This is a genomic window from Streptomyces sp. enrichment culture (assembly GCF_964273145.1).
Classification (GTDB): Bacteria; Actinomycetota; Actinomycetes; order Streptomycetales; family Streptomycetaceae; genus Streptomyces.
Map to the genome: position 1 here is coordinate 3,907,007 of NZ_OZ186873.1, position 26,309 is coordinate 3,933,315.

Consider the following 26,309-nt stretch of genomic DNA (forward strand, 5'->3'; position numbering starts at 1 on the left):
CCCGGAGCCGCTGCGTCCGGTGGGGCATCATGGCCGCATGGTGACCGAGCGGGAGAGCGGGCGTGTCATCGCGGGCCGTTACCGGCTTCAGGAACGGCTCGGGCGCGGTGGCATGGGCGTCGTGTGGCGGGCCACCGACCAGTTGCTCGGACGGCAGGTCGCCGTCAAGGAACTCCCCCTCGACGACACCCTCTCCGCGGCCCAGGCCCGGCGCCGGCGCGAGCGCACCCTGCGGGAGGCCCGCGCGGTCGCCCAGCTGAGCCACCCGAACGTCATCGTCGTCCACGACGTCGTCGAGCACGACGAACGGCCCTACATCGTCATGGAGCTGATCGACGGGGGCTCGCTCGCCGACCGCGTCGCCGCGCACGGCCCGGTCGACGCGCGGGAGGCGGCCCGCATCGGTGTCGCCCTGCTCGGCGCCCTGCGCACCGCGCACGCGGCCGGGGTGCTGCACCGCGACGTGAAGCCCTCCAACGTATTGATCGCCCAGGACGGCCGGGTCGTCCTCACCGACTTCGGCGTCGCCCACGTCGCGGGCACCAGCACGCTCACCGAGAGCGGCACGCTGCTCGGCTCGCCCGAGTACACCGCCCCCGAGCGGATGTCCGGCGTCCGGACCGGGCCCGAGTCCGACCTGTGGTCGCTGGGCGCGCTGCTGTGCGCGGCCCTCAGCGGCGTGTCCCCCTTCCACCGCGACTCGCTGGGCGGCGTCCTGCACGCCGTCGTCTCCGAGGAGATCCGGCCGCCGGCCCAGGCCGGGCCCCTCCTGCCCGTCATCCGGGGCCTGCTCGAACGCGACCCGGACCGGCGGCTGGACGCGGCGCGGGCGGAGGGGATGCTGCGGGCCTTCCTGGACACGGGCCGCACGTTCCCGCCCGCCGGCACCGCGGACCCGCGCCGCCCGTCCCGGAGCGTGCTGATGGCGGCGCTGCTGGTGGCCGCCACCGCGGGCGCGGGGATCTCGGCGGCGGCGCTGATCGCCGACCGGGGAGACACCGGGGACGGTACGCCGACCAACCCCGTCCCCCGGACCCCGTCGGCCGGGCCGCCCTCCTCGTCGGCGCCCCCGTCCCGGGTCCCGCCGGCGCCCCTGCCCCCGGCCCGGTCGGCGAACCGGTCCCCGGGCCCGCCCGCGCACCGGCCCGGGGGCTCGTCCTCGGCTCCGGTCCCGGCTCCGTCCGTCTCCACGTCGACGGTCACGGTGACCGTGTCCCCGGGGGCGGACGCACCGGACGCGCACGAATAGGGGACGGACCCCGGCGCGGGGCACGGGCCGGTCACCGGTGCGCGTCGGCCGCGGACGCGCCGGCACCCCGCGCGAGGGGGAGGCGGCGAGGGCGGTGACCGCGCACCCGGAGACCGGCGAGCGACCGGCCGGAGGGGAGCGCCGGCCACCTGATCAGCACGTTCCCGCCGGCGAACGCCGTCGGGGTGTGAGCGCTGCGCGAATCCCCGTTACCGGCGGGTACACAAACCGTTCCCCGCCCCCTACCCTGCGGCTCATGACCGACGCGCAGGCTCCGGAGAAGACCGGCACCAACCCCCTCGCCCCGGCCCCGGCGAGCGCCCGCACCGCCGCCGACGTGGTCACCCCCGAGCTGGTCGCCCGGCTAGCCAAGGGCGTCACCGGCTCCGGACGCACCGCCAACCACACCCCGCTCACCGGCGAGAAGCTGGCCGACCTGCCCGAGTCGACGCCCGAGGACGTGGCCCGGGCGTACGGACTGGCCCGCGCCGCCCAGCCCGGCTGGGCGCGGACCCCCGTACGGCGGCGCGCGGCCGTCCTGCTGCGCTTCCACGACCTGGTGCTGGAGCGCCAGGCCGAGGTGCTCGACCTGATCCAGCTGGAGACCGGCAAGGCCCGTCTGCACGCCCACGAGGAGGTGCAGGCCGTCGCCGTCGCCGCCCGGCACTACGGCCTTCGGGCCGCCGCCTACCTGCGGTCGAGGCGGCACACCGGTGCCGTACCGGTCCTGACCAAGGTCACCGAACTGCGCCACCCGCGCGGGGTCGTCGGCCAGATCGCCCCCTGGAACTACCCCCTGGAGCTGTCCGTCGGCGACGCGCTGCCGGCCCTCGTCGCGGGCAACGCGGTGGTGGCGAAGCCGGACACGGAGACCTGCCTGACCGCGCTGTGGGCCCGTGACCTGCTCGTCGAGGCCGGGCTGCCCACCGAGGTCCTCCAGGTCGTCCTCGGCGACGGCCCGGTGATCGGTCCCGAGGTCGTCCGCCACGCCGACTACGTCTCCTTCACCGGATCCACCCGCACCGGCCGCGAGGTCGCCCAGCGCGCCGCCGCCCGCCTGGTCGGGGCCTGCCTCGAACTCGGCGGCAAGAACGCCATGCTGGTCCTCGAGGACGCCGACGTGGAGAAGGCGGCGGCGGGCGCCGTCCGCGCCTGCTTCTCCTCCGCCGGCCAGCTGTGCGTCTCCATCGAGCGCCTCTACGTCCACGAGTCGGTCGCGGACGCCTTCCTGGAGCGCTTCGCCGCGCGCACGCGCGCGATGCGGCTGGGCGGCGCGCTGGCCTACGGCGCCGACATGGGGTCGCTGGCCGGCGCCCGCCAACTGGAAGCCGTCGAACGGCACGTCGCGGACGCCGTGGCCAAGGGCGCGACGGTCGTCATCGGCGGGACCGCCCGCCCGGACATCGGCCCGTACTTCTACGAGCCGACCATCCTCGACGGCGTCACCGAGCCCATGGCCGTGTGCACCGAGGAGACCTTCGGCCCGGTCGTGTCGGTCCACCGCTTCACCACCGAGGAGGAGGCGGTCGAGCGCGCCAACTCCACGCCCTACGGCCTGAACTCCTGCGTGTGGACCACCGATGCCCGCCGCGGCCGAAGGATCGCCGCCCGCCTGCGCACCGGCACCGTCAACATCAACGAGGGCTACGCGTCCGCCTACGGCAGCGTCCGGGCGCCGATGGGCGGCATGAAGGACTCCGGTCTCGGCCGCCGGCACGGCTCCGACGGCATCCTCAAGTACACCGAGGCCCAGACGGTCGCCCATCAGCGGCTGCTGCCGATGGCCCCCTCGCTCGGCATGGACGACGAGAAGTACGCGGCGCTCATGAGCCGGAGCCTGCGCCTGATGAAGGCGTTCCGCTTCCGCTAGGAACCGCCCGGCGCGGACACGGCGCGCGCCGCCCCCGAACCGTTTCCGACGAGGAGAGCACGTGTCACAGGAGAACTCCGCGCACCACCAGGACGACAGCCGGGCCGACGCCGTCCACGCCGTCCACGACGGGAATGACGGGTACGACTACGACGTCATCGTCGTCGGCTCCGGCTTCGGCGGATCGGTCTCGGCGCTCCGCCTCACCGAGAAGGGTTACCGCGTCGGCGTGCTGGAGGCGGGCCGCCGCTTCACCCCCGGCACGCTGCCGAAGACCTCCTGGGACCTGAGGAACTACCTGTGGGCACCCAGGCTCGGCATGTACGGCCTCCAGCGCATCCACCTGCTCGGGAACGTCATGGTCCTGGCCGGAGCGGGCGTGGGCGGCGGCTCCCTCAACTACGCCAACACCCTCTACGTGCCGCCGAAGCCCTTCTTCGAGGACCCCCAGTGGCGGGGGATCACCGACTGGGAGGAGGAGCTGAGGCCGTACTACGACCAGGCGCGGCGCATGCTCGGCGTCCGCCTCAACCCGACGACGACCCCGTCCGACGTGCACCTGAAGGCCGCCGCCGAGCGGATGGGCGTCGGAGACACCTTCCACCCGGCGCCGGTCGGCGTCTTCTTCGGCGACGGCGAGGACGCCGACGGCACGGTGAAGGCCGGGCCCGGGGAGCGGGTGCCCGACCCGTACTTCGGCGGGGCGGGACCGGCCCGCCGGGCGTGCAGCGAGTGCGGCTCGTGCATGACCGGCTGCCGGCACGGCGCGAAGAACACCCTGAACGAGAACTACCTCCACCTCGCCGAGAAGGCGGGCGCGGTCGTCCACCCCATGACGACGGTCGTGTCCGTCACGGGCGACTCCCGCGGCGGCTACGCGGTCGCCACCCTCCCCACCGACCGCAGGCGGAAGGGCACCGGGGGACGGGTGTTCCGGGCCCGCCGGGTCGTCCTCGCCGCCGGCACCTACGGCACCCAGACCCTCCTGCACCGGATGAAGGCGAGCGGCCTGCTGCCCCACGTGTCCGACCGGTTGGGCGAGCTGACCCGCACCAACTCCGAGGCGCTGGTCGGCGCCCTGACCGACGACCGGCGCTACCGGAAGGCCACCGGCGAGCCGAAGGCCGACTTCACCCGCGGGGTCGCCATCACGTCCTCCGTCCACCCGGACGAGAACACCCACATCGAGCCGGTCCGCTACGGCAAGGGCTCCAACGCGATGGGCTGCCTGTCCATCCTCCAGGTCCCGTACGCGGCCGACGGCAAGGGCAGCACCCGTGTCCTGGGCTTCCTCGCCCACGCGGCCAGGCATCCGGTGCGGGTCCTGCGGTCCCTGTCCAACCGCCGCTGGTCGGAGCGGACCATCATCGGCCTGGTGATGCAGTCGCTGGACAACTCCCTGACGACGTACCTGAAACCGGCGGGCGTCGGCAAGGGACTGCTCACCGCCCGGCAGGGCCACGGCTCGCCCAACCCCAAGCAGATCAAGGCCGCGACGGAGGGCGCCTCGGCCCTCGCCGCCGAGATCAACGGCTTCGCGGGCTCCAACATCGGCGAGCTGATGGGCACCCCGCTCACCGCCCACTTCCTGGGCGGCTGCCCGATCGGCGCCTCCCGCGAGACCGGCGTGATCGACCCCTACCACCGCCTGTACGGCCACCCCGGCATCTCGGTCGTCGACGGCGCGGCCGTCTCCGCCAACCTGGGCGTGAACCCGGCCCTGACCATCACGGCCCAGGCGGAGCGGGCGATGGCGTACTGGCCCAACAAGGGCGAGCCCGATCCCCGCCCGGAGCAGGGCGCGGCGTACGAGCGCCTGAACCCGGTCGAGCCGAAGTCCCCGGCGGTCCCGGCGGACGCGTTCGGGGCGCTGCGGCTGCCGTTCCTCGGCATCCCGGCGGTGCCGCCGAAGAAGTAGGCGGCCGTCCCGGCGGCGGACCGCCGTCCCGGTACGGCGAAGGACCTGCGCCCCCCTCCGAGCGCAGGTCCTTCGGTCATGCCGTGCCGGGGCGAGCCCCGGCACCGGGTCCTGGGTTTCGGCGCCGGGCCCTTACGCCTCGGCCCCCGCCTTGCGCCGCCGCACCACGAACACGGCGCCGGCGCCGGCGACGACGGCGATGCCGCCGACGAGGCCGATCACGGGCAGCGCGGAGCTGGAACCGGTCTCGGCGAGGGTGCCGGTGACCTTGGGCGCGTTGGTGGTGGTGGTGCCGGCGGGCTTGTTCTCCGCGATGGGCGCCTTGCCGCCCTCCGTCGGCTTGGTGCCCTCGGTGTTCGTGCCCGCGGCCACGATCTGGAACCGGTAGGAGACGTCGCCGAAGCCGGTGCACCGGCCGTCGGTGTCGCCGTAGATGGTCGCGCCGAGCGTGAAGCCGGCGCCGACCGGGGCCTTGGACGTCACGTTGAGGCGCATCGGGATCTCGACCTCGTAGCCGGCCTCGAGCGTGGGGGTGTAGCCCACGTAACCGACGGCTTCGCCGCCCTCGTTGAGGTCCTGCCAGATCTCGGCCTCGGGGTCCCACGCCTGCAGCTGGACCTGCTTGCTGGAGAACAGCTCGTCACCGAACCCGTCCGCGGAGGCGCCGGCGAAGTAGTCCAGGTCCTCCAGGTCGGAGTCGGAGTTGTTGAAGACGTTCAGCGAGAACTTGTGCCAGCCGCTGCCCGCCGCGATCTTGCCGGGCAGACCCGTCATGTCGACGTCGACCTTGGAGTCCTCGCAGATGGAGGGCTCGGGCTCGGGGGTCTCGGTCTCCTCGGGCGCGGAGGTGCTCGGCGCCGGGGTGGTCTCGGTGGCGGAGCCGCTGGGCGCGGGCGTGCCCTCGCTCGCCGACCCCGACGGGGCCGGGGAGGTCGAGGTGTCGCTGGGCGCAGGCGTGCCCTCGCTCGCCGACTCCGACGGGGCCGGGGACGTGCTGGTGCCGCCGGTCGGCGTCGACGACTCGCTCGTGCTGGTGCTCGGCGACGCGGACGGCGTGTCGTCGGTGGCGTACGCAGCCGGTGCAGCGAGCAGCGCCACCGGGGCTATCACTGCCGTGGCGGCGGCTGCTGCCAGGGCGCGGCGAAGCTTCATGAAGACCTCGGGAAGTCGGGCGCACTGCGGCGTCGCAGTACGGGAGCTGAGGGAGGCCTCCGCGTGTGGGGCGCGGCGTGGCCCTTGAGTCAGCAGGTTTGATCAGCGAGGCCGGTGAAGGGTTGTCCCCTCGCTCACACAATTTTTATGTGACCTGCGTCACGGTCGAGGGGCGGGGGTGGGAGAAGGGCCCCGCGGGGCGGAGGCGCGGGGCCCTTCATCGGTCGGCACCGGCGCCGGGCGGCGCCGGTGCTCCGGAAGCGGCGCCGGGGAGTGCGCCGCTCGTCCTGCGCGTCGCTCGCCTCGTGCGGCCGGGCCGCCACCGCGGCGCCGATTCGGCGCACGGCCGGTGGCCGGCTGCGGCCCGGCCGCACGGTACGGCCCGGACGTTCTCCGCCGGCCGGCCCCGGGCGCCCCCGGGGCCGGCCGTTCTCTCGGGTGACCGGGCTGCTGTCCCCTGCCGTCCGGTCACCTTCCGGAGCGAGGTCCCACGACGCACGGCACGATCCGCGCGCCTCATCGCTCCGGTGAGCCACGCGTGGTTCTCCTCGGGCCCGCCCCTGGCCGGCACGGACACCCGGACCAACGAAACGACTCCGGCGGTGGTCACGCGCCGTAGGGGCGGGGACGGTCCCGAACTCAGATGCGACCGCGGCACAGCTCCAGCAACGTCATCGCGAGGGCCGTGCCCGGCTTGCCCAGCGCGTCCCGGTAGCGGCCGAGGATCTCCATCTCGCGGGAGAGGTTCACCCGTCGGCCGCCGGAGGCGATCCGGGCCTCCTGGACGACGGCGGAGACCGCCATCCGCTCCTGGACCAGGCCGATGATCCGGTCGTCGAGGGCGTCGATGCGCTCGCGGGCACCGGTGATCACGCCGGCGGCCTCGGGGGTGCGGGCGCCGGTGCGGTCGGCGGCCTTGCCGGGGGCGCGGCCGGCGGTGCGGTCGGGGGCGCGGCCGGTGTCCCGGTCGGCGGCGCGGCCCGCGGTCCGGTGCTCGGGGGTCGCGGCCGCGGCCGCGGTGGTGACGGTCGTCATGTCGGCTCCTCATCGGGGGGTGGGGCCGCCCCGGAGCGACGGGACCCGGGAAACGACAGGCGCCCCGGGCCTTGTCGGCCCGGGGCGCCTGGGGGTCGCTCGTCAGTTGCTCAAGCAGCACGACCATGGCAGCCGGCGGGCCGGATGCCATAGGTAAAGACGAAGGTCTGGTGCGTGAGCATGCGGCCAGTATGCCGTGTGCCGCGGGGGAGTCCAGCGGGGGGCCGCATGGTGAGACGCGGGCGACGGGAAGGTCCCGTGCGCCCACCCCGTTAGAATTGGCGACGAAGACCCCCGCCCGAACCGCCGGAAGGCACCCTGTGTCATCAGCGACTTCCGCTGCCAGCGCCGCTCCCGACACCGTTCTGGTCGTCGACTTCGGCGCGCAGTACGCCCAGCTCATCGCCCGTCGCGTCCGCGAGGCCCGGGTCTACAGCGAGATCGTGCCGAGCACCATGCCGGTCGAGGAGATGCTCGCCAGGAACCCGGCGGCCATCATCCTCTCCGGCGGCCCCTCGTCCGTCTACGAGCCGGGAGCCCCCACCGTCGACCGCTCCCTGTTCGAGGCCGGTGTCCCCGTCTTCGGCATGTGCTACGGCTTCCAGCTGATGGCGCAGTCGCTGGGCGGCACGGTCGACAACACCGGCGCCCGCGAGTACGGCCGGACCGACCTGCACGTGGCGAAGTCGTCCTCCACGCTCTTCGAGGGCACCCCGCAGGAGCAGGCCGTGTGGATGTCGCACGGCGACGCCTGCTCCGCCGCCCCCGAGGGCTTCGCCGTCACGGCCTCCACGGACGTCGTCCCGGTGGCCGCGTTCGAGAACGACGACAAGAAGCTCTACGGCGTCCAGTACCACCCCGAGGTGATGCACTCCACGTACGGGCAGCAGGTACTGGAGCACTTCCTCTACCGGGGTGCCGGCCTGCGGCCGAACTGGACCACCGGCAACGTCATCGAGGAGCAGGTCACCGCCATCCGCGAGCTGGTCGGTGACAAGCGCGCCATCTGCGGCCTGTCCGGCGGCGTGGACTCCGCCGTCGCCGCGGCTCTGGTCCAGAAGGCCATCGGTTCCCAGCTGACCTGCGTCTACGTCGACCACGGCCTGATGCGCAAGGGTGAGACCGAGCAGGTCGAGAAGGACTTCGTCGCCGCGACCGGCGTACAGCTCAAGGTCGTCGACGCCAGCGAGCGGTTCCTGGACGCGCTCAAGGGGGTCACCGACCCCGAGGAGAAGCGGAAGATCATCGGCCGGGAGTTCATCCGGGTCTTCGAGCAGGCCCAGGCCGAGATCATCGCGGACGAGGGCCCGGCGGTGGAGTTCCTCGTCCAGGGCACCCTGTACCCCGACGTGGTCGAGTCCGGCGGCGGCACCGGCGCCGCCAACATCAAGTCCCACCACAACGTCGGCGGTCTGCCCGAGGACCTCGAGTTCAAGCTGATCGAACCGCTGCGCAAGCTGTTCAAGGACGAGGTCCGGATGGTCGGCAAGGAGCTCGGCCTGCCGGAGGAGATCGTCCAGCGTCAGCCGTTCCCGGGTCCGGGCCTCGGCATCCGGATCGTCGGCGAGGTCACCAAGGAGCGGCTGGACCTGCTGCGCGAGGCCGACGCCATCGCCCGCGAGGAGCTGACGGCGGCCGGCCTCGACCGCGACATCTGGCAGTGCCCGGTGGTCCTGCTCGCGGACGTCCGCTCCGTCGGCGTCCAGGGCGACGGCCGGACCTACGGCCACCCGATCGTCCTGCGCCCGGTCTCCTCCGAGGACGCCATGACGGCCGACTGGTCGCGCCTGCCGTACGACGTCCTCGCCCGGATCTCCACCCGGATCACCAACGAGGTCAAGGACGTCAACCGGGTCGTCCTCGACGTGACGTCGAAGCCGCCGGGGACGATCGAGTGGGAGTGAGCCCCGCCTACGCGCGCTTGACGGTGCGCAGGGGCTCGCCGGGCCTCCAGACCTGGAGGACGAGGTACGTGTCGTCCTCGACGTAGGTCCGCGTGACCTCCGTCAGCTCGGTGCGGAAGAGGTGGAACGGCTGCGGCGGTTCCACCTCTTTCGCGTACCCGTCCTTCGTCCGCGGATCGTCGACCTCGAACGCCCGCCCGCCGATCCTGACGTCACCGCCGCCCATGCCGGTGCCCTCGCCCGGATTCGCCTGCAGCGCGAAGCGCGGATCGCGGCGCAGGTCGAGGGCCTTCAGCGAGTTCGGCATCATGGCGAGCCACAGCTCGCCGTCCAGGAAGCGCACCTCCAGCCCGCTGGTGCGCGGTGAGCCGTCCTTGCGCAGGGTCGCCAGGACGTGGTGGGTGTAGGCGCCGAAACGCGCTTCCACGGTGGCGGCCAGCGCGGGCTCGGCGGCGGCGAAGGTGCTCCAGCTTTTTCCGGCCATACGGTGAGGGTGCCGAGGAAAGCCGACATCCGCTGTCCCCTTTGCGTCGTGTTCCCGGGGCGTCGGGACCGGCGCCCGGGGCCTCGGGTCGACGGGGCCGGCCATGGTCCACCCGTGCCGGCCGGAGCGGGCCGGGGACGGGGCCCCGGGAGTGCCCGTCCGGTGGCGGGCGGATCGTGGCCGGCCCCGGTGCCCGAACGGTCCGGGGGTGCCCTCCGGGACGGCATGGATGGGTCCGGGGGTGCCCCCTGCCCGAAGGGGCCGGGCCGGGCAGTGGCGCCCCGGCGGTGGTCCCCCCGGCGTTCGGGCGCCGGGGCGCAAGGGAACGCGAGGGAAGGGGCTCCGTTCGGGAAGGGAACGTGGACCGCGGACCGCACCTGTGGTCTGGTGGGGAGTCCGGGCACGGGCGGGCGAGAGGCGGCTGGCGGCGATGACCCACGGAACGCGTACGGACACGCACACGGACCACCCCGGTCGCAGCGGGGACCGGCGCGACCGGGCCGCCCGGTACGCCCTGCTTCCCCTGCGGATCTTCCTGGGCGCCACCTTCCTCTACGCGGGCTTGGACAAACTCACCGACGGCTCCTTCATGAAGGACGCGGGCGCCGGTTCCGTCGGTGAGACGATGCGGGCGGTCCGGGACTCCTCGGCCGTCCCCGCCCTGGTCGACCTGTCCCTGAGGAGCCCGGTGGGATTCGGGTACGCCATCGCCTTCGCGGAGCTGGTCGTCGGCATCGGGACGCTGCTCGGGCTGTTCGCGCGTTCGGCCGCGCTCGGAGGGGCGCTGATCTCCCTCGGCCTGTGGCTGACCGTCAGCTGGGCCTCGGACCCGTACTACTACGGCAACGACCTCCCGTACCTCATGGCGTGGATTCCCCTCGTCCTCGCCGGGGCCCCGCTGCTGTCGGTGGACGCCGTGTGGCGCGCGCGGCGGCGGGCCGGCGGGCACCGGTGAGGGCGTGATCAGCGCGACGGGGGCGCGCCGGTGCCGGCGCGGGCCGCGCGGCGGCGCCCGTTCCGGGTCAGCGCGGCGGTGGCGCCGGCCAGGCAGAGGCCGCCGACCACGACGGCGAGGGGCGCGAACCACGGGATCCGCCAGAGGCCGCCCGCGTCCCCGGCGCAGATGACGCCCGCCAGGGCCAGGAAGACCCCGGCCACCAGCCTTCCGGGCTGGAACTCATGACGCAGCACGGCTCACCTCCGCCTGTCCCGCACCGACACCGAGGTCGAGGTCGAGTACGCCGGTGCCCCCGCCGCCCCGGGCGGGGGGCAAGGTCACCTCCTCGTGCAAGCCCGGAGCCACGTCCACGTCCTTCCGGTCGTCGTCCGGCAACCGGATGTCACCCACCCCCACGTCGATGCTCAGCCGCACGGTCACGTCCTGGGGCACGACCACGCGTATCCGGCCCACGCCCACGTCGGCCCGTGTGGTCACCGTCCGCCCGTCGGCGACGCGGAGGCGGGACAGGTCCAGGACGCCGACGCCGGCCTCCACCTCGTACCCGGGGCGGACGTCGGCCGCCGTGACGGGGGCCCACCTGGTGCGCGTCCAGTGGGTCCCGATGTTCTCGGGCAGGGCCGCCGAGCCGGTCAGCAGGGCCGCCGTGACGATCGCCAGGAAGATCGAGCCGCCCCCCGTACGGCCGAGGAAGGAACTGACCGCGATGCCGAGGCCGAGGACGACGAGCGCGCAGGCCAGGCCCGCCTGGAGGCTGGTGCCGAGGGAGTGCTCCCCCCAGGCCAGCCGCGTGCCGAGACCGCCGGCGAGCAGGGCGAGCAGGAAGACCCAGCCGCCGATCCTGCGCGGGCCGCGCGGCCCGGGGCGCCGGACCCGTGTGTCCTCCCGGCCGGTCCCGTGGCCGGTGAGGCGGACGTCGACGGTCGCCGCGAGGTCGGGGGCGTAGGAGTCCCCGGGACCCCACAGGTATCCCGTGCCGCCGGTGTGCGTGCCGTCCTTGACGATGGGGTCGCGCCACCAGGACGGGTAGGTGAGGGAGACGGGGGGCGCCTGGGGCTCCGGCGGGGCGTCGGCGGCGGCCTGGGCGGCGAGGGGGTCCGGACCCGCGGCGCCGCGCTGCCGCGACCAGTACCCGGCGCCCGCCAGGAGGAGGGAGAGGACGACGGCGAACGTCAGCACCCCGCCGTTGTGCAGCATCGTCAGGAAGACTCCGCAGCCGACCAGCGCGAACAGCACGGCCGCCAGTGCCTGGCCGTCGACCCGGCCGGTCAGCAGCTTGCGCACCTCGTTCTCCTCCTCGTCGTCGGAGGGGGCGAGGAGCCAGGTGAAGCCGTAGAAGATGAGGCCGAGGCCGCCGGTGGCGGAGAGCACCGCCAGGGTGATCCGGAAGATCACCGGGTCCATGTCGTACTGCCGTCCCAGGCCGGAGCACACGCCGGCGAGCATCTTGAACCGCGGGTCGCGCCGGAACGTCCGGGGCGAACCGGGTCCGCCGGCACCGCCGGGCGCCGCGTCCACGCCGGGCGCCGCGTCCCGCGGCCCGCCGGCCGGCCGGGAACCCGGGCCGGAGCCGGGTCCCGGACTCGTCGGGGCGTGCTCGTGATCGGTCATGGGTCCATGGTGACGGGCGCGGCGGGGCGGCGGGAGCGGGAACGACCCTGGCCGGACCCTGAAATCGGCCCCGAGGAGGGGCGGGGACGGGCGTGCGGGGTCCGCCGCGCCGAAGATCAGGGGAGTCTCCGGGGCGGACCCTGATGTCCCGGGCACGCGGCCGTGTGACCATCGTTGGCATGCCGGAAGCCGCAGCAGCGCCCCTCGCCGAACCGCGGCCGCCGCGCAAGCTCTACCGCAGCAGCGACGGACGCTGGCTGGGTGGCGTGGCGCGGGGGCTCGCCGGGCACCTCGGGCTGCCCGTCGCCTGGGTACGGCTCGTCTTCGTGGGCCTGTTCATGGCCGACGGACTGGGCGCTCTGCTGTACGCCGCGTTCTGGTTCTTCGTCCCGCTGGGTGTCGGCGGCGTCGAGGCGAGGAAGCCGCCGCCCACGGTGACGTCCGAGACCTCGCCGGACGGCCGCCGCAGACTCGTCGCCCGCAGACCGGACAAGGGCCAGATCGTCGCCCTCCTCCTCATGGTCGTCGTGGCCATGGTCTTCGTGGGCAACGTCAACGTCGGCGGCGGCGCCAGGGCCTACCTCTGGCCGGCCGTGCTCGTCGGCGCGGGCGTCGCCCTCGTCTGGCGCCAGGCGGACAACGCCCGCCGGGCCCGCTGGATGGAGGCCGGCCGCAAGCGGCACACGGTCACCCTGCTGCGGGCCGTGGCGGGCGTGCTGCTGGTCGCGGCCGGTGTCTCCGGCATGTTCGTCCTGCAGGGCTCCGCCGCCCACCTCGGGTCCGTCCTGCAGGCCGCCCTCGCGGTCCTGGTCGGCATCACGCTCCTGGCCGGCCCCTATCTGGTGCGCATGACCCAGGACCTCTCCGAGGAGCGGCTGATGCGCATCCGCGCCCAGGAGCGCGCCGAGGTCGCCGCCCACGTCCACGACTCCGTGCTGCACACCCTGACCCTGATCCAGCGCAACGCCGACCACCCGGGCGAGGTGCGCCGGCTGGCCCGGGCCCAGGAACGCGACCTGCGCGCCTGGCTCTACAACCCCGAGGGCAACGGCAGGGACGAGGCCGACGAGCCCACCACCCTCGCCGACGCCGTGCGGCGCGACGCCGCCGAGGTGGAGGACAAGCACGGTGTCCCCATGGAGGTCGTCGTGGTCGGCGACTGCCCGCTGGACGAGAGGACCGGCGCACAGGTGCAAGCCGCGCGCGAAGCGATGGTGAACGCCGCCAAGTACGGTGGCGAGGGCGGCGCCGTTCAGGTCTACGCCGAAGTCGAGGGCAGGACGGTCTTCGTGTCCGTCCGGGACCGCGGCCCCGGCTTCGACCTCGACTCGGTACCCGCCGACCGCATGGGTGTCAGGGAATCGATCATCGGCCGCATGGAGCGCAACGGCGGTACGGCGCGGCTGCGCGCGGTACCGGGCGGCGGCACGGAGGTCGAGCTGGAGATGGAGAGGGCGGAGAAGACGTCATGAGCGACCCGACCGAGGCGAACGGGACGGCGGGCGGCGCGGGCGGGCGGCATGTGCGCGTCGTCCTCGTCGACGACCACCGCATGTTCCGTACGGGAGTGCAGGCCGAGATCGGCCGGACCGAGGAGACCGGCGTCGAGGTCGTCGGCGAGGCCGCCGACGTCGACCAGGCGGTCACGGTCATCACCGCGACCCGGCCCGAGGTGGTCCTCCTCGACGTGCACCTGCCGGGCGGTGGCGGCGTCGAAGTGCTGCGCCGTTGCGCGGCGTTGACGGCCGACACCGACCGGCCGGTCCGGTTCCTCGCCCTGTCCGTCTCGGACGCGGCGGAGGACGTGATCGGAGTGATCCGCGGCGGTGCCCGGGGGTACGTGACCAAGACGATCACGGGCTCGGACCTGGTCGACTCCATCTTCCGTGTGCAGGAGGGCGACGCGGTCTTCTCCCCGCGCCTGGCCGGCTTCGTCCTGGACGCCTTCGCCTCGACCGACGCCCCGCCGGCCGACGAGGACCTCGACCGCCTCACCCAGCGGGAGCGCGAGGTGCTGCGGCTCATCGCCCGCGGGTACGCGTACAAGGAGATCGCCAAGCAGCTGTTCATCTCCGTGAAGACGGTCGAGTCCCACGTGTCGGCGGTCCTCAGGAAGCTCCAGCTGTCCAACCGCCACGAGCTGACCCGCTGGGCCACGGCGCGGCGGCTGGTGTGACCGGCGCGGCCGGACCCGTCACACGACCCGCGTCGCCCCGGCGAACGGCATCTGATCGACGGGGGCCTGCCGGACCGGCGCCGAGGGGTTGGGGGCGTGGATCATCCGGCCGCCGCCCACGTAGATGCCGACGTGGCTGATGCCGGAGTAGAAGAACACCAGGTCGCCCGGGAGGAGTTCGGAGCGGGACACGCGGCGGCCGGCGCCGATCTGGGCGTAGGTCGTGCGGGGCAGGGAGACGCCCGCCGCGCGGTACGCCGCCTGGACGAGGCCCGAGCAGTCGAAGGCGTCCGGACCGGTCGCGCCCCAGACGTAAGGGCTGCCGATCTTCCGGTGGGCGTAGGCGACGGCCGCCGCGGCCCGGGGATTCGGCGCCCGCACCGACGCGGGTGCCGGCCCTCCCTCCCCGGGGACCGCCGACGCGCGGGGGGCCCGGTCCGTTCCTCCGCCGGGCCGTGCGCCGTTCCCGGCCGGCAGCTCCGACAGCAGCCGGCGGGCCGCGTCCAGCTTCCCGGTGACCGTGGCGCGGTGGCGTCTCAGCTCCGCCTGCCGCGACCGCAGCTCGGCCACCTCCACGCGGGCGGCCCCGCGCAGTCGCTCGATCTCCCGCAGGTGGCCGCGTACGCGTGCGACGGCGGCCGCCTGCCTGCTGCCCACCCGTTCGGCCAGGGCCGCCCCCCGGAGGTAGCCGTCGGGGTCCTCGGACAGGACCAGTTGCAGCGCGGGGTCGAGGCCACCGTCGCGATACTGCGCCGCCGCGGCCGTCCCCAGGGCGCCGCGCGCCGAGTCGAGCCGCTCCCGCCGCCGTGCCGCGGCGTCCTGCAGTGCCGCCAGCCGCCGCCCGGCCTCCCTGGCCCTCTCCTTCGCGCCGTTGTACTTCTCGGTGGCGGCCTCCGCCTCCCGGTACAACTCCTCCACCTCGGCCCTCACCCGCGCCGGCGTCCGGTCCGGCTCGGCGTGCCCGGTCCCGTTCAGGCCGGCCGCGGTCGCCGCGCCCGCAAGGGCGATCGTGACGGCGGTCCGGGCCGTGCCGCCGCCCGCCGCGCGCTGCCGGGGCCTGCGGTGCGCTGCCACTGGCTCCACGTCCTTTCCGTACGGGTCGTACGTCCGCCGGGAGGCCGGTGCCGCCGGCCCGGAGGCCGGCGGGCGGCACCGGTGGTCGGCCGGTCCGGCGGCGGACACGGGGGAGCGGGCCGCCGCCGGACCCTACCGGCGGTGGTGCCGGCCGCCGCCCGCGGTCCGGGCGGCGATGGGGAGACGGGCACCGGGGCAGGACGCTAGCCCTCGGCGCGTCGCGAGGGACACGTGTTGCGCGGAAGTGGCAACGGCCGACCGTTCGACGACCGCAGGTGACCGCACTCCGGGGATGGGATCGGTGATTTCACGGAGAGTGATGACCGATGGGGGTGATCCGTGGTCCGAGGGGGGCTGTCCAGTGCTAACGGCCGGGTGCGTGCGAGGGGCCCGTCCGGTGGCGGGCCGGTGGCGGGGGGCGTCCGCACCCGGGATTAGGCTCCGGCCCCATGGACGTACTCATCCACCTCTTCGTCGGCCTGCACATCATCGGCATCGCGGCGCTGCTCGGCGGCTTCCTGACCCAGATGAAGGCGATGGGCCGGGGCACGGCGCGCTTCGGCCCCGCCATGCTGCACGGCGCGCTGACGATGCTGGCCACCGGGGTGATCCTGGTCGGGCTCAACCAGGCCGACGACCAGCCGGTCGACAACATCAAGATCGGCGTGAAGCTGGCCCTGCTGATCGTGATCCTCGGCCTGGTCTACGTGAAGCGTGACGAGGAGCGGGTGGACAAGGGCCTGTTCGGGCTGGTCGGGCTGCTGACCGTGGCGAACGTCTTCATAGCCGTGCTGTGGACCTGACCGCGCCCTCGGCGGCGCACGACCGCGGCCCGTCCCGCGCGGCCGCGGCGATCGCCGGCCACGCGGCCACCGCGGGCCACGGCGGTACCTGACCGAGCCCACCCGGCCGCGGGACACCGATGGCGGCGGGCGCGCGGGACGGGCCGCCCGCGCCACCCCCCCCGCTTCCGCTCGCGCGGCGGCAGGAGGACGAAGTGCGCGGCCGGCGCGGGCCGGACCGGCGCGAGCCGGGATTCACGCCCCGTCAGACACGGCCCGACGGCACGACGCCGGTCACCGCCACGGCGGCACCGGTCGCCGGCGGACGCCGTACCCGCCAGGCGCGCGGCGGGAGGCGCCGGTCCCGGGGCGGTGCCGGGCGCCGGGCGCGTACCGGGGGCCCCGCGCGTGCACGGCGGGGACACCCGGCCGCTCCGGTCCGGGCCACGGCCCGGACCGGAGCGCGGTGTCGCACCCGGCACCGCGCCCCCGCCCCGGGACCCACGGCGTGACCAAGGTCTCAGGGGGCGGGGGAGCGGCGTGAAGACTCCCCCCTCCCGGCCCGCTCCGGCCCCGTGGGACACAGGACCGCGCGGCGGGAGGGCGAACGGGCGGAGCGGGGATGTTTCCGGGACGGCGGCCGGTTGTCGGCGGGGCGCCCTAGACTCGGAGAGCGATGAGCAGCCTCTTTGACGACAACTTTCTGGCGGAACTCCAGGCCCCGCGCGGGTACGAGGAAGAACCCCCGCCGCCGCCCGAGGACGATCACGTACCGGAGCCGGTTCCGGACGATCTGTTCGGGGGGAAGTTCGACGTGCCGCCGGAGCGGGACGCGTACTACCGGGACGGCGCCCCGCGCCCGCCGGTCGACTCCGCCGCGCTCCTCCAGGGGCTGAACGACAACCAGCGCGCCGCCGTCGTGCACTCCGGCTCCCCGCTGCTCATCGTCGCCGGCGCCGGTTCCGGCAAGACGCGCGTGCTCACCCACCGCATCGCCCATCTGCTGGCCGAGCGGGGCGTCCACCCGGGCCAGATCCTCGCGATCACCTTCACCAACAAGGCCGCGGGCGAGATGAAGGAGCGCGTCGAGCAGCTCGTCGGCCCGCGCGCGAACGCCATGTGGGTGATGACCTTCCACAGCGCGTGCGTGCGCATCCTGCGCCGGGAGAGCAAGAGGCTCGGTTTCACGTCGTCGTTCTCGATCTACGACGCGGCCGACTCCAAGCGCCTGATGGCCCTGGTCTGCCGTGATCTGGACCTCGACCCGAAGCGGTTCCCGCCCAAGTCCTTCAGCGCCAAGATCAGCAACCTCAAGAACGAGCTGATCGACGAGGAGGACTTCGCCGCCCAGGCATCCGACGGCTTCGAGAAGACCCTCGCCCAGGCCTACGCCCTCTACCAGTCGCGGCTGCGCGAGGCCAACGCCCTCGACTTCGACGACCTGATCATGACGACGGTCAACCTGCTCCGCGCCTTCCCGGACGTCGCCGAGCACTACCGCCGCCGTTTCCGGCACGTCCTGGTCGACGAGTACCAGGACACCAACCACGCGCAGTACGCCCTCGTCCGGGAGCTCGTCGGCCCCGGCGTCCACGGCGAGGGCGCTCCGGGGAGCGAGGCCGACCTCCCCCCCGCCGAGCTGTGCGTCGTCGGCGACGCCGACCAGTCGATCTACGCCTTCCGCGGTGCGACCATCCGCAACATCCTCCAGTTCGAGGAGGACTACCCGGACGCGACGACGATCCTGCTGGAGCAGAACTACCGCTCCACCCAGACGATCCTGAGCGCGGCCAACGCCGTCATCGAGCGCAACGAGTCCCGCCGCCCCAAGAACCTGTGGACCAACGCCGGCGCCGGCTCGCCGATCACCGGGTACGTCGCCGACACCGAGCACGACGAGGCGCAGTTCGTCGCCGACGAGATCGACCGCCTCACCGACGCGGGCGAGGCCAAGGCCGGCGATGTCGCCGTCTTCTACCGCACCAACGCCCAGTCCCGTGTCTTCGAAGAAGTCTTCATCCGCGTCGGCCTGCCCTACAAGGTCGTCGGCGGTGTCCGCTTCTACGAGCGCAAGGAGGTCCGGGACGTCCTGGCCTACCTGCGGGTCCTCGCCAACCCCGAGGACTCGGTGCCGCTGCGCCGCATCCTCAACGTGCCCAAGCGCGGCATCGGCGAGCGCGCCGAAGCGATGATCGACGCCCTCGCCCAGCGGGAGAGGATCAGCTTCCCGCAGGCGCTCAAGCGCGTGGACGAGGCGTACGGCATGGCCGCGCGCTCCACGAACGCCGTCAAGCGGTTCAACACGTTGATGGAGGACCTCCGCACGATCGTCGAGTCCGGCGCGGGCCCGGCGACCGTGCTGGAGGCGGTCCTGGAGCGCACCGGCTACCTGGCCGAGCTGCAGGCCTCCACCGATCCGCAGGACGAGACCCGGATCGAGAACCTCCAGGAACTCGCCGCGGTGGCGCTGGAGTTCGAGCAGGAGCGCGGTGAAGGCGAGTCGGGGACGCTGTCCGACTTCCTGGAGCAGGTCGCGCTCGTCGCCGACTCCGACCAGATCCCCGACGAGGAGGACGGCGACGGCGTCGTCACGCTGATGACGCTGCACACCGCCAAGGGCCTGGAGTTCCCCGTCGTCTTCCTCACCGGCATGGAGGACGGTGTCTTCCCGCACATGCGCGCCCTCGGGCAGACCAAGGAGCTGGAGGAGGAGCGGCGCCTGGCGTACGTCGGCATCACGCGCGCGCGGGAGCGGCTGTACCTGACGCGGTCCACGATGCGCAGCGCATGGGGGCAGCCTTCGTACAATCCGCCCTCGCGCTTCCTGGAGGAGATCCCGGCGGCCCACCTGGAGTGGCGGCGGACCGGCGCGACCGCACCCGTGTCCTCCGGGCCGGCCTCGGGCATCGCGGGGTCGCTGTCGTCCTCCCGCTCCCGTTCGTCGGCGGCGGGCGCGTCCGGTTTCGCCACGCGCCGGGCGTCGGAGAAGCCGGGGGCGTCGCTGGCGGTCGGCGACCGGGTCACCCACGACCAGTTCGGGCTCGGCACCGTGGTCGCGGTCAAGGGCACGGGGGCGAACGCCGAGGCGACGATCGACTTCGGGGACGCCAAGCCGAAGCGGCTGCTGCTGCGGTACGCGCCGGTCGAGAAGCTCTGAGGAGCCGGCTTCCGGAGGATCGGGGGGGGCTCCGAGGGAGCCGGTCGTGCTCCCGCCGTCGTCGGCGGGCAGGGGCGCGGCGCCCGGATCTACGACGGGTCGAGGCCGTGGCTGCGCAGCCACGTCAGCGGGTCGTGCGCCGCCCCGCCGGCGGGGCGCACCTCGAAGTGCAGGTGCGGACCGGTTGAGTTGCCCGAGTTGCCGGAGTAGGCGATCGGATCGCCGGCTTTCACGGTCGAACCGGAGGGAACCCGGTAACTGGAGAGGTGGCAGTACCACGTCTCCGTGCCGTCCTTCGCGGTCACGATCATCATGTTGCCGTAGGCACTGTTCCACTGGGTGCGGACCGTGCCGTCGGTCGCGGCCATCACCGTCGTGCCGTACGCGACGGGGAAGTCGATGCCGGTGTGCATGGACATCCAGTTGACGCCGGACTGGCCGTAGTAGGCGCTGAGCCCGTGCTGGGCGACCGGCAGGGCGAACTTCGGCCGCAGCCGCTCCTTGCGGGCCGCCTCCTCCGCCGCCCGCCTCTTCTCGGCCTCCTGCTGAGCCCTGAGGTCGATGCGTTCCTGGGCCCGGCTGGCCCGGTCGGCGAAATCGTCGGCGCCGGCGGACAGGCTCGCGATCTGGGTGTCCAGTTTGCTGTTGGCGGTGGAGGGCTCCACCGGCTGGGCGTCCGCCGCGGAGGCGGTGGTGTCCTTGTCGTCGCCTCCGCCGCTGAGCGTGCCGACGGAGGCGGCGGCGATGCCGGCGACACCCATCACGCACGCCGAGGGCACCGCGATGGTCAGCAGCGCGGAGCGCTTGGCGGGCTGGCGGCGGCGGGAACGCCCGCCGCCGCGGGAGGCCGCGCGGGGGGCGGGGGCCGGAGTGATCTCCTCCTGGCCGTCGAGGAGGCCGACGGCGGGCATTTCACCCGTGGCGGTCGTCTCGTCGTCGGCCGCGGCGGGGTCCTCGGGGGTGAACTGCTCGAAGGCCGCGGTCGGCTGCTGATCGAAGGGGGCCTCCGCCTGCTGCTCGTGCGGGAGCGCCGTCCGCTGCTCCTGGTGCTCCGTGTGCGTCTGCCGCTCGTGGTGCTCGTGGTGCTCGAGATGTTCGTGGTGCTCGGGATGGTCCGAGTGCACGGCGTGCGCGTCGCCCGTGGGCGGGTGGGGAGCGGCGTCCGCGGCGTCCGTGTCCCACTGCGTGGTGTCGTAGGCGCCGGTGTCGAAGGCCTGCGTGCCCCATTCCCACTGCTGGGTCCGTTCGGCGGGGTCGTCGGACTGGTCCGGCCGGTGCCACGCGCCGGTGTCCCACTGGCCGCTGGTGGCGTTGTCCGCGGCCTGCGGTGGGATCGCCCCCGGGTGCCGGTGGTCGGCCGTCCACGCGGCCGCGTCGTAGGCGCCGGTGTCGTAGGCGGTGTGCTGCTGGGCCGCGTAGGCGTCGTAGTGCACGGCCTGGTGGCCGCCCGTGGACCACTGGGCGGTGTCGTACGCGCCCGGTGCGTCGTAGGTTCCGGTGGTGTCGTACGAGCCCGTGTTCTGGGCCGGGAGACTTCCGAAGAGGGGGTCCGCTTCGTAGCCCGCGTCGGCGGGGCCGCCGGTGGCGAAACCGGTGGCGTCGTAGTCGCCGTACGTGGTGAAGTCGCCGTACTGGGCTTCCTGGGTGCCGTATGGCGCGTAGTGCGCCGGGTCGGCGTCGGAAGCCGGGGCCGGGGTGGTCATGGTCCCCGACGGGTGACGGTCGTTCACCAACTTCTCTTTCGCCTCGACAACAGGGGCTGCGAGAGCAGTGCGGCGACTGTACCCGGCGGTACGCGGGCACGACAATCTTCGCCAGGTTTCGCGTGCGTAGGAAACGGGCATTCGGTCGTGATTCGGGGGACGGCGGGCGCCGGCTTAACCCTGCGTTCGACCTTTGTTCGATATGGCGGGGTGCCGGTGGGGGTCAGGCGACGGTCTGACCGCCGGTGTGATCGCCGGATCCGGTGTCCGCCAAGGGGGTGTCGAGGGCCTGCCGGACGCCGGTCGCGACGGCCGGGTGCACGGGCAGCGCCAGATGGCCGATGCCGCTCACCCGTACGTTGCGCGCGATCAGGTCGGGGTGGTCGAGGCGGGCCGTCTCCAGCGGGACCATCAGGCGGTCGAGGTCGCTCCAGAAGCTGACGAAGTGGGTCCGGCAGCCGGGTGCGGGGCCGGCCAGCTCCTCGATCACCGGGGAGCCGGGACGCATCTGGCGCACGATGGGGTGCGCGTCGGCCAGGGGGGCGACCCGGGTGCCCGCATGCGGTGTACCGAGGGTCACGAGCGTCCGGACGCGGCTGTCGCCGCCGAGCCGCTGCACGTAGTACCGCGCGATCAGGCCGCCGAGACTGTGCCCGACGATGTCGATCCGCCCGCTGCCGGTGCGGCCGCACACTTCCTCGACGTGGCGGCCGAGCAGCTCGGCCGCGGTGCGTATGTCGCAGGTCAGCGGAGAGTAGTTCAGCGAGACGATCTGGCGCGTGCCGTGCTGGGCCAGGCTGCGGCGCAGCAGGACGAAGACCGAGCGGTTGTCGATGAAACCGTGCAGGAGGACGACCGGCGGCCCGGTCCGCAGGGGAAGGCGGGGAGTGACGGACGGCGGTGCGCCGGGCGCCCGGAGGCCTTCCGCCGTGCCGGCTTTCTCGGTTTTCCCCTCCCCTGCTGTCTTCCCTGGTGACCCTGATGTCTCTGTTTCCTCGGTTTTCCCCGCCTTTCCGGCCGTCCCTGGCGTGTCGCACAGGCCGGGCGCGACGGGGTGCGCGGAGCCGTCGGCGGGGCCCGGCGCGCGCGGTGCGCGCGGGGCGTCCGGGAGCTTTACGGGACCGGTCCGGCGCTCCTGGATGATGCCGGAGGGGTAGAGGATGAGGTGCCCCGTGAGGATCGCGATCTCCAGGACGGTCGCCTTCAGGAAGGTCACGGACGCCTCCGGCAGCCTGACCGGTGCGATCGGCGGAAAGGGCAGGAGGCGCCGGTAGAGGGGGAGAAGGAGCTGTGCTGCTCTGGTGACCTTCATGGCCGACCTCCTGTCGGCACGCGGGAACGCCTCTGTTCCCCGTGTGCCCTCGTGGAGAGGCGTGACACAAGCGCCGGGTGGTTCTGTCGGGGTGCGGGGGCGGGAAACGGCCCGGTGACCGGTGCGGATGCGCCGTGGTGCCGCGTCGCGGCTCCCCTCGCGCGCGGTTCCGCCGTGGCTCCTCCGCCGGGGGCGGGTACGCCGGAGGCGGCCGCGGGAATCGGGAACTGTGCGCGACGAACATGTCCCACCGTGTGATTTCCCCCTCGGTATCCACCGCGAAACTGCCGGTTGCGGGATGCTGGCGATAACGTTCGTTCACTTCGCCGAGCGGTGGTGTGCGGGGTGCCGGGCAGGGTGCGTGCACCGGGTACGTGTGCACATGCCGGTGCGGCGGATCGTGTGCGCGTGCCGGCAGGGATGGACGAGTCGCTTCATGGAGGCAGTGATGGGTGTGGCAACCGGTCCGATCCGCGTGGTGGTGGCCAAGCCGGGGCTCGACGGCCATGATCGCGGGGCCAAGGTGATCGCGCGTGCGCTGCGCGACGCCGGTATGGAGGTCATCTACACCGGGCTTCACCAGACGCCCGAGCAGATCGTCGACACCGCGATCCAGGAGGACGCCGACGCGATCGGGCTGTCCATCCTCTCCGGCGCGCACAACACGCTCTTCGCCGCCGTGATCGATCTGCTCAAGGAGCGGGACGCGGAGGACATCCTGGTCTTCGGCGGCGGCATCATCCCGGAGGCGGACATTCCGCCACTGAAGGAGAAGGGTGTCGCGGAGATCTTCACCCCCGGCGCGACGACGGCGTCGATCGTGGACTGGGTGCGGGCGAACGTGCGGCAGCCGGCCGGGGCGTAGGCGTACGGCGACCGGCCGCGGCACCGGCGTGCGGCGGTCGGCCGGGGTGCGGGGCGCGGTCACGTCAGCTCCGCGGCCATCGCCGCGCGCAGGCGCAAGGTCGTGACCAGGCGCTGGAAGGACTCCGCCCAGTACCCGGCCGCCCCCGGTGACGCGTCCTCCGCCTCGTCGGGCAGGGCCAGGAGGCCGTCGAGGCGGTCTGCCTCGGCGGGGTCGAGGCAGCGTTCGGCCAGCCCCATGACACCGCTGAAGCTCCACGGGTAGCCCCCGGCGTCACGGGCGATGTCGAGCGCGTCGACCACCGCGCGGCCGAGGGGCTCGGCCCACGGCACCGCGCACACCCCGAGCAGCTGGAACGCCTCGGACAGGCCGTGCGTCGCGATGAAGCCGGCGACCCACTCGGCCCGTTCGCCGGGGGCCAGGGTGCCGAGCAGCCTGGCGCGTTCGGCCAGGGACACCGCTCCCGGGCCACCGGCCTCCGGTGCCGTCGGCGCACCGAGGAGCGCCCGGGCCCACTCGGCGTCGCGCTGCCGCACGGCGGCCCGGCACCATGCCGCGTGCAGGTCGTCCCGCCAGTCGTCCGCCACCGGCAGGGCGACGATCTCGCGGGGGGTGCGTCCGCCGAGCCGTGCGGGCCAGGTCCCCAGCGGTGCCGCCTCCACCAGCTGGCCGAACCACCAGGAGCGTTCGCCGCGGCCCGTGGGCGGCACGGGGAGAACGCCGTCCCGCTCCATGCCCGCGTCGCACTCGTGCGGCGCCTCCACGGTGATCGCCGGGGTGTCCCGGGTCCGGTCGAGGGCCACGCAGGCCGCCGCCCGGGCCGCCATGCGGGCGGCGAGGGCCGACTCCGGCAGGGCGGACAGCAGTTCCGCCGCCGTCGTCCGCACGTTGCGGCTGCGGTCGGTGAGGGCCCGCTCCAGGAACGGTTCGTCGTCGGGGCCCAGGCCGGTGCGGAGCGAGTCGAGGAACATCAGGCGGTCCTCGGCCCGTTCGCTCGCCCAGGTCGAGGCGAGCAGGTCGCGCGCGGCGGCGGGGTCGCGGGAGCGCAGGGACGACAGCAGGGCGACGCGTTCCGCGAACAGGCCCTCCTGCCACAGCCGGCGCGTTCCGGCCGTGTCGCCGGGACGGACGGGTGCCCCTGTCCCGTCGGCCGTGCGCAGGACGAACCGCCAGTCCGGGTTTAGCCGGGCCAGCCAGCGGGCGCGCGGACCGGCGAACCGCAGCGCCGCCGGGCGCAGGTCCGTGCGCCCCCGGGCCGCGTCCAGCAGGGCGGGCAGCGCCTGCGGGGGTGCCGCGAAGCCGCGCGCGTTGGCCGCCGCGAGCCACTGGGGCAGCAGCTCCCTCAGGTCCGGTGCGGTGCCCCTGCCGGCCGTGGCCGGGCGGTCGGCCAGCAGCAGGGCGAGGCGGCGGGCGGCCGCGGCGGGCAGCGGGGGCCGGGGGTCGGCCGGCGCCGGTTCCGGGCGGTCCGCGGCCGGTGCCGGGCGCAGTCCGGCGCGTCTGCGGACGGTCTGTACGGCCGCGGCGTCCAGCAGCGCCGCCGGTGCCTCGACGCCCGGCGCGCAGCCGGGGGGAGTGCGCCGCTCCGTTCCGAGCAGGGCCGCGGTGACGAGTTCCTCCCAGGCACCAGGGGCGGGGGCATCGGCAGGAGGGGGCGTCCTGGTCATGCGGTTCCTTTCCGGTCGGGCTCAGCACAGGGGTACGGCGGCGCCCTCGTCCGCGGGCCAGGCCGTCAGCGGGGTGAAGCCCCGGTGGCCGAGCTCGCCGAAGACCTTGACGGGCGCGCCGCCCGAGAGGGCGACCAGGCGCCACAGGCCGGGCCGGCCGCGGGCCGCGGCCGTGAGCGGCAGGGCCGTGTCCGCGTCGGCGTCCGCCAGCTGCCACGAGTCGCCGTCCGGGACCGGCACCACCCGGTCCAGGGTCACCGGCACCGAGTCCAGCCAGGGATCGTCGCGCAGGGCCTCGCCGTAGCGGGTGGCCGCTTGCGAGGTGGACAGGCCCGGTGGGCGCATCGCCGTGCGCGCGGGCGGCGCGAACCGCTCGCCGAGCGCCACCCGTCCCTGCCCGGAGCCCGGGTACGCGGACACCTCCGCCTCCACGGCGAGCCCGACCGGCAGCGCGAGGTCGGGAGCGCGGCCGGCCGCGCCGTAGGAGAGGAGCAGCGCGGTGCGCCCCGTCCCGGCGCCGTACAGCCAGATGCGGCGGGTCGTCAGGCGGCCGTCCGCGGTGTCGTACCGGGCGAGGACCAGCCAGTGGTCGCGGACCGGCGGGCCGTCCGGCGAGGCGGGCAGGCCGATGCGTGAGCGGACCGTCGCCGCCAGGCCGTCCGGCAACTCCTCCCGGTGGAGCCAGCCCCGGCCGAGGAGGTGGAGGAGGGCGCACTCCTCCAGCAGGCGCGCCGGCCAGCCGGAGCCGGAGGAGGGGACCGCCGCCGCCTCGCGGACGCGCGCGGCCAGGCCGGGCGCCTGCGCGTCGACCATGCGGGCCGCGGTCTCCTCCCACAGCCCGTACCCGGCCTGCCGGGCACCGGCGAGACCCTCGCGCAGGAGGTCCGCCAGCCGCTGCTCCAGCTCCGTCGCCCCCGCGGTGACGCGCTCGGCCCGCCGCTGCGCCCTGCGCCGAGCCGCCTGCGGGCCGTCCGGCGGGGAAGCGGCAGCGGACGCGTCCTCCGGCCGCTCCCGCCCCGCGGGTCCGCGCCGTTCCGCGATCCACCGTCGCGCCCACTCCGGCGGCTGCCCCCGAGGCACCGCGCTCCCTTCACCGTCCCCCTCACCCGCCCAGAGCAGCAGCAGCCCCAGCGCGTGCTCGCACGGGGCCCCGCGGCGCGGACAACCGCACCCGTACGCCGGACCGGAGGCACCCGCGACGTCGACGACCGTCCGGTACGGCGTGCCGCCGCCTCCCGTGCACATCCCCCACACCGCCCCCTCGCCGGAACTGCCCGCCCCGGACCACGAAGCGGCCGCCCCGAGCCCGCCGGCCGCCTTGCGCGACGCGTCGTCAGGTGCCAGTGCCAGCACCCGGTCCGCTGTCCAGCGCACCTCTTGCCGAGTCATGCCACC

General features: G+C 74.3%; 20 protein-coding genes. 10 read left to right on the forward strand and 10 right to left on the reverse strand.

Translation table 11 applies throughout. The features are described 5' to 3' along the window. Positions 1-37 precede the first annotated feature (37 nt). The 3 genes from ACSU6Z_RS17780 to ACSU6Z_RS17790 all read left to right on the forward strand — a co-directional run bounded on the left by ACSU6Z_RS17780 (position 38) and on the right by ACSU6Z_RS17790 (position 5,037). Positions 38-1,249 carry a serine/threonine-protein kinase gene (locus tag ACSU6Z_RS17780; protein WP_437046821.1) on the forward strand — a complete coding sequence of 404 codons (1,212 nt, stop codon included), beginning with the start codon at positions 38-40 and terminating at the stop codon, positions 1,247-1,249. Positions 1,250-1,505: 256 nt separating this feature from the next. Next, the gene (locus ACSU6Z_RS17785) at positions 1,506-3,119 is read left to right on the forward strand and encodes a succinic semialdehyde dehydrogenase (protein ID WP_437046822.1); all 1,614 of its coding nucleotides are present in this window, start codon (positions 1,506-1,508) and stop codon (positions 3,117-3,119) included. A gap of 61 nt (positions 3,120-3,180) precedes the next feature. Next, a complete protein-coding gene (locus tag ACSU6Z_RS17790; protein ID WP_437046823.1) occupies positions 3,181-5,037 on the forward strand; it encodes a GMC family oxidoreductase N-terminal domain-containing protein in 1,857 nt (618 codons plus the stop codon). A gap of 132 nt (positions 5,038-5,169) precedes the next feature. Here ACSU6Z_RS17790 and ACSU6Z_RS17795 read toward each other — a convergent pair whose 3' ends face one another. Together ACSU6Z_RS17795 and ACSU6Z_RS17800 are read right to left on the reverse strand one after the other, a co-directional pair. Continuing rightward, positions 5,170-6,189: an LAETG motif-containing sortase-dependent surface protein gene (locus tag ACSU6Z_RS17795; protein ID WP_437046825.1), complete on the reverse strand. Its 1,020-nt coding sequence runs from the start codon at positions 6,187-6,189 to the stop codon at positions 5,170-5,172. Positions 6,190-6,828: 639 nt separating this feature from the next. Next, the gene (locus ACSU6Z_RS17800) at positions 6,829-7,224 is read right to left on the reverse strand and encodes a chorismate mutase (RefSeq protein WP_437046827.1); all 396 of its coding nucleotides are present in this window, start codon (positions 7,222-7,224) and stop codon (positions 6,829-6,831) included. 320 nt (positions 7,225-7,544) lie between these two features. On the opposite strand from ACSU6Z_RS17800, the gene guaA reads away from it, so the two are divergent. Continuing rightward, the gene (guaA, locus tag ACSU6Z_RS17805) at positions 7,545-9,128 is read left to right on the forward strand and encodes a glutamine-hydrolyzing GMP synthase (RefSeq protein WP_437046829.1); all 1,584 of its coding nucleotides are present in this window, start codon (positions 7,545-7,547) and stop codon (positions 9,126-9,128) included. A 7-nt stretch (positions 9,129-9,135) separates the two neighbouring features. Here the strand turns inward: guaA and ACSU6Z_RS17810 are convergent, their stop codons facing one another. Then, positions 9,136-9,612, reverse strand: a complete 477-nt coding sequence (locus ACSU6Z_RS17810) for a pyridoxamine 5'-phosphate oxidase family protein (protein ID WP_437046831.1) — start codon at positions 9,610-9,612, stop codon at positions 9,136-9,138. 430 nt (positions 9,613-10,042) lie between these two features. Between ACSU6Z_RS17810 and ACSU6Z_RS17815 the strand changes: the two genes are divergently transcribed. Next, the gene (locus ACSU6Z_RS17815) at positions 10,043-10,567 is read left to right on the forward strand and encodes a DoxX family protein (protein ID WP_437046832.1); all 525 of its coding nucleotides are present in this window, start codon (positions 10,043-10,045) and stop codon (positions 10,565-10,567) included. A gap of 8 nt (positions 10,568-10,575) precedes the next feature. Here ACSU6Z_RS17815 and ACSU6Z_RS17820 read toward each other — a convergent pair whose 3' ends face one another. Next, positions 10,576-10,803 (reverse strand): hypothetical protein, encoded by a 228-nt coding sequence (locus ACSU6Z_RS17820; protein ID WP_437046834.1) that lies wholly within the window; start codon positions 10,801-10,803, stop codon positions 10,576-10,578. Continuing rightward, complete coding sequence (locus ACSU6Z_RS17825; protein WP_437046835.1) at positions 10,790-12,181, reverse strand: PspC domain-containing protein; 1,392 nt, start codon at positions 12,179-12,181, stop codon at positions 10,790-10,792. Before ACSU6Z_RS17825 ends, ACSU6Z_RS17820 begins: the two co-directional genes overlap by 14 nt. Before the next feature lie 179 nt (positions 12,182-12,360). Between ACSU6Z_RS17825 and ACSU6Z_RS17830 the strand changes: the two genes are divergently transcribed. Both ACSU6Z_RS17830 and ACSU6Z_RS17835 read left to right on the forward strand, forming a co-directional pair. Continuing rightward, a complete protein-coding gene (locus tag ACSU6Z_RS17830) occupies positions 12,361-13,653 on the forward strand; it encodes an ATP-binding protein (protein WP_437046837.1) in 1,293 nt (430 codons plus the stop codon). Continuing rightward, complete coding sequence (locus tag ACSU6Z_RS17835; protein ID WP_437046839.1) at positions 13,650-14,357, forward strand: LuxR C-terminal-related transcriptional regulator; 708 nt, start codon at positions 13,650-13,652, stop codon at positions 14,355-14,357. The genes ACSU6Z_RS17830 and ACSU6Z_RS17835 overlap by 4 nt, the downstream gene beginning before the upstream one ends. Before the next feature lie 18 nt (positions 14,358-14,375). Here ACSU6Z_RS17835 and ACSU6Z_RS17840 read toward each other — a convergent pair whose 3' ends face one another. After that, entirely contained in the window at positions 14,376-15,431 is a 1,056-nt protein-coding gene (locus tag ACSU6Z_RS17840) for an NlpC/P60 family protein (RefSeq protein ID WP_437050368.1), read from the reverse strand. 449 nt (positions 15,432-15,880) lie between these two features. Here ACSU6Z_RS17840 and ACSU6Z_RS17845 point away from each other — a divergent pair, with 449 nt between their 5' ends. Both ACSU6Z_RS17845 and pcrA read left to right on the forward strand, forming a co-directional pair. Further along, positions 15,881-16,234, forward strand: coding sequence for a hypothetical protein (locus ACSU6Z_RS17845; RefSeq protein ID WP_437046840.1), 354 nt, complete (start codon positions 15,881-15,883; stop codon positions 16,232-16,234). 655 nt (positions 16,235-16,889) lie between these two features. Further along, positions 16,890-19,370 carry a DNA helicase PcrA gene (gene pcrA, locus ACSU6Z_RS17850; protein ID WP_437046842.1) on the forward strand — a complete coding sequence of 827 codons (2,481 nt, stop codon included), beginning with the start codon at positions 16,890-16,892 and terminating at the stop codon, positions 19,368-19,370. Positions 19,371-19,459: 89 nt separating this feature from the next. Here the strand turns inward: pcrA and ACSU6Z_RS17855 are convergent, their stop codons facing one another. Continuing rightward, positions 19,460-21,100, reverse strand: a complete 1,641-nt coding sequence (locus ACSU6Z_RS17855) for a M23 family metallopeptidase (protein ID WP_437046843.1) — start codon at positions 21,098-21,100, stop codon at positions 19,460-19,462. 196 nt (positions 21,101-21,296) lie between these two features. Further along, complete coding sequence (locus ACSU6Z_RS17860; protein ID WP_437046845.1) at positions 21,297-22,385, reverse strand: esterase/lipase family protein; 1,089 nt, start codon at positions 22,383-22,385, stop codon at positions 21,297-21,299. Between the two features lie 448 nt (positions 22,386-22,833). On the opposite strand from ACSU6Z_RS17860, the gene ACSU6Z_RS17865 reads away from it, so the two are divergent. After that, complete coding sequence (locus ACSU6Z_RS17865) at positions 22,834-23,250, forward strand: cobalamin B12-binding domain-containing protein (RefSeq protein WP_437017005.1); 417 nt, start codon at positions 22,834-22,836, stop codon at positions 23,248-23,250. Between the two features lie 59 nt (positions 23,251-23,309). On the opposite strand, the gene ACSU6Z_RS17870 is transcribed toward ACSU6Z_RS17865, so the two are convergent. Beyond that, a complete protein-coding gene (locus ACSU6Z_RS17870; RefSeq protein ID WP_437046846.1) occupies positions 23,310-24,914 on the reverse strand; it encodes a DUF5691 domain-containing protein in 1,605 nt (534 codons plus the stop codon). Positions 24,915-24,935: 21 nt separating this feature from the next. Beyond that, on the reverse strand, positions 24,936-26,303 hold the full coding sequence (locus ACSU6Z_RS17875) for an SWIM zinc finger family protein (protein ID WP_437046847.1): 1,368 nt from the start codon (positions 26,301-26,303) through the stop codon (positions 24,936-24,938). Positions 26,304-26,309: the final 6 nt, after the last annotated feature.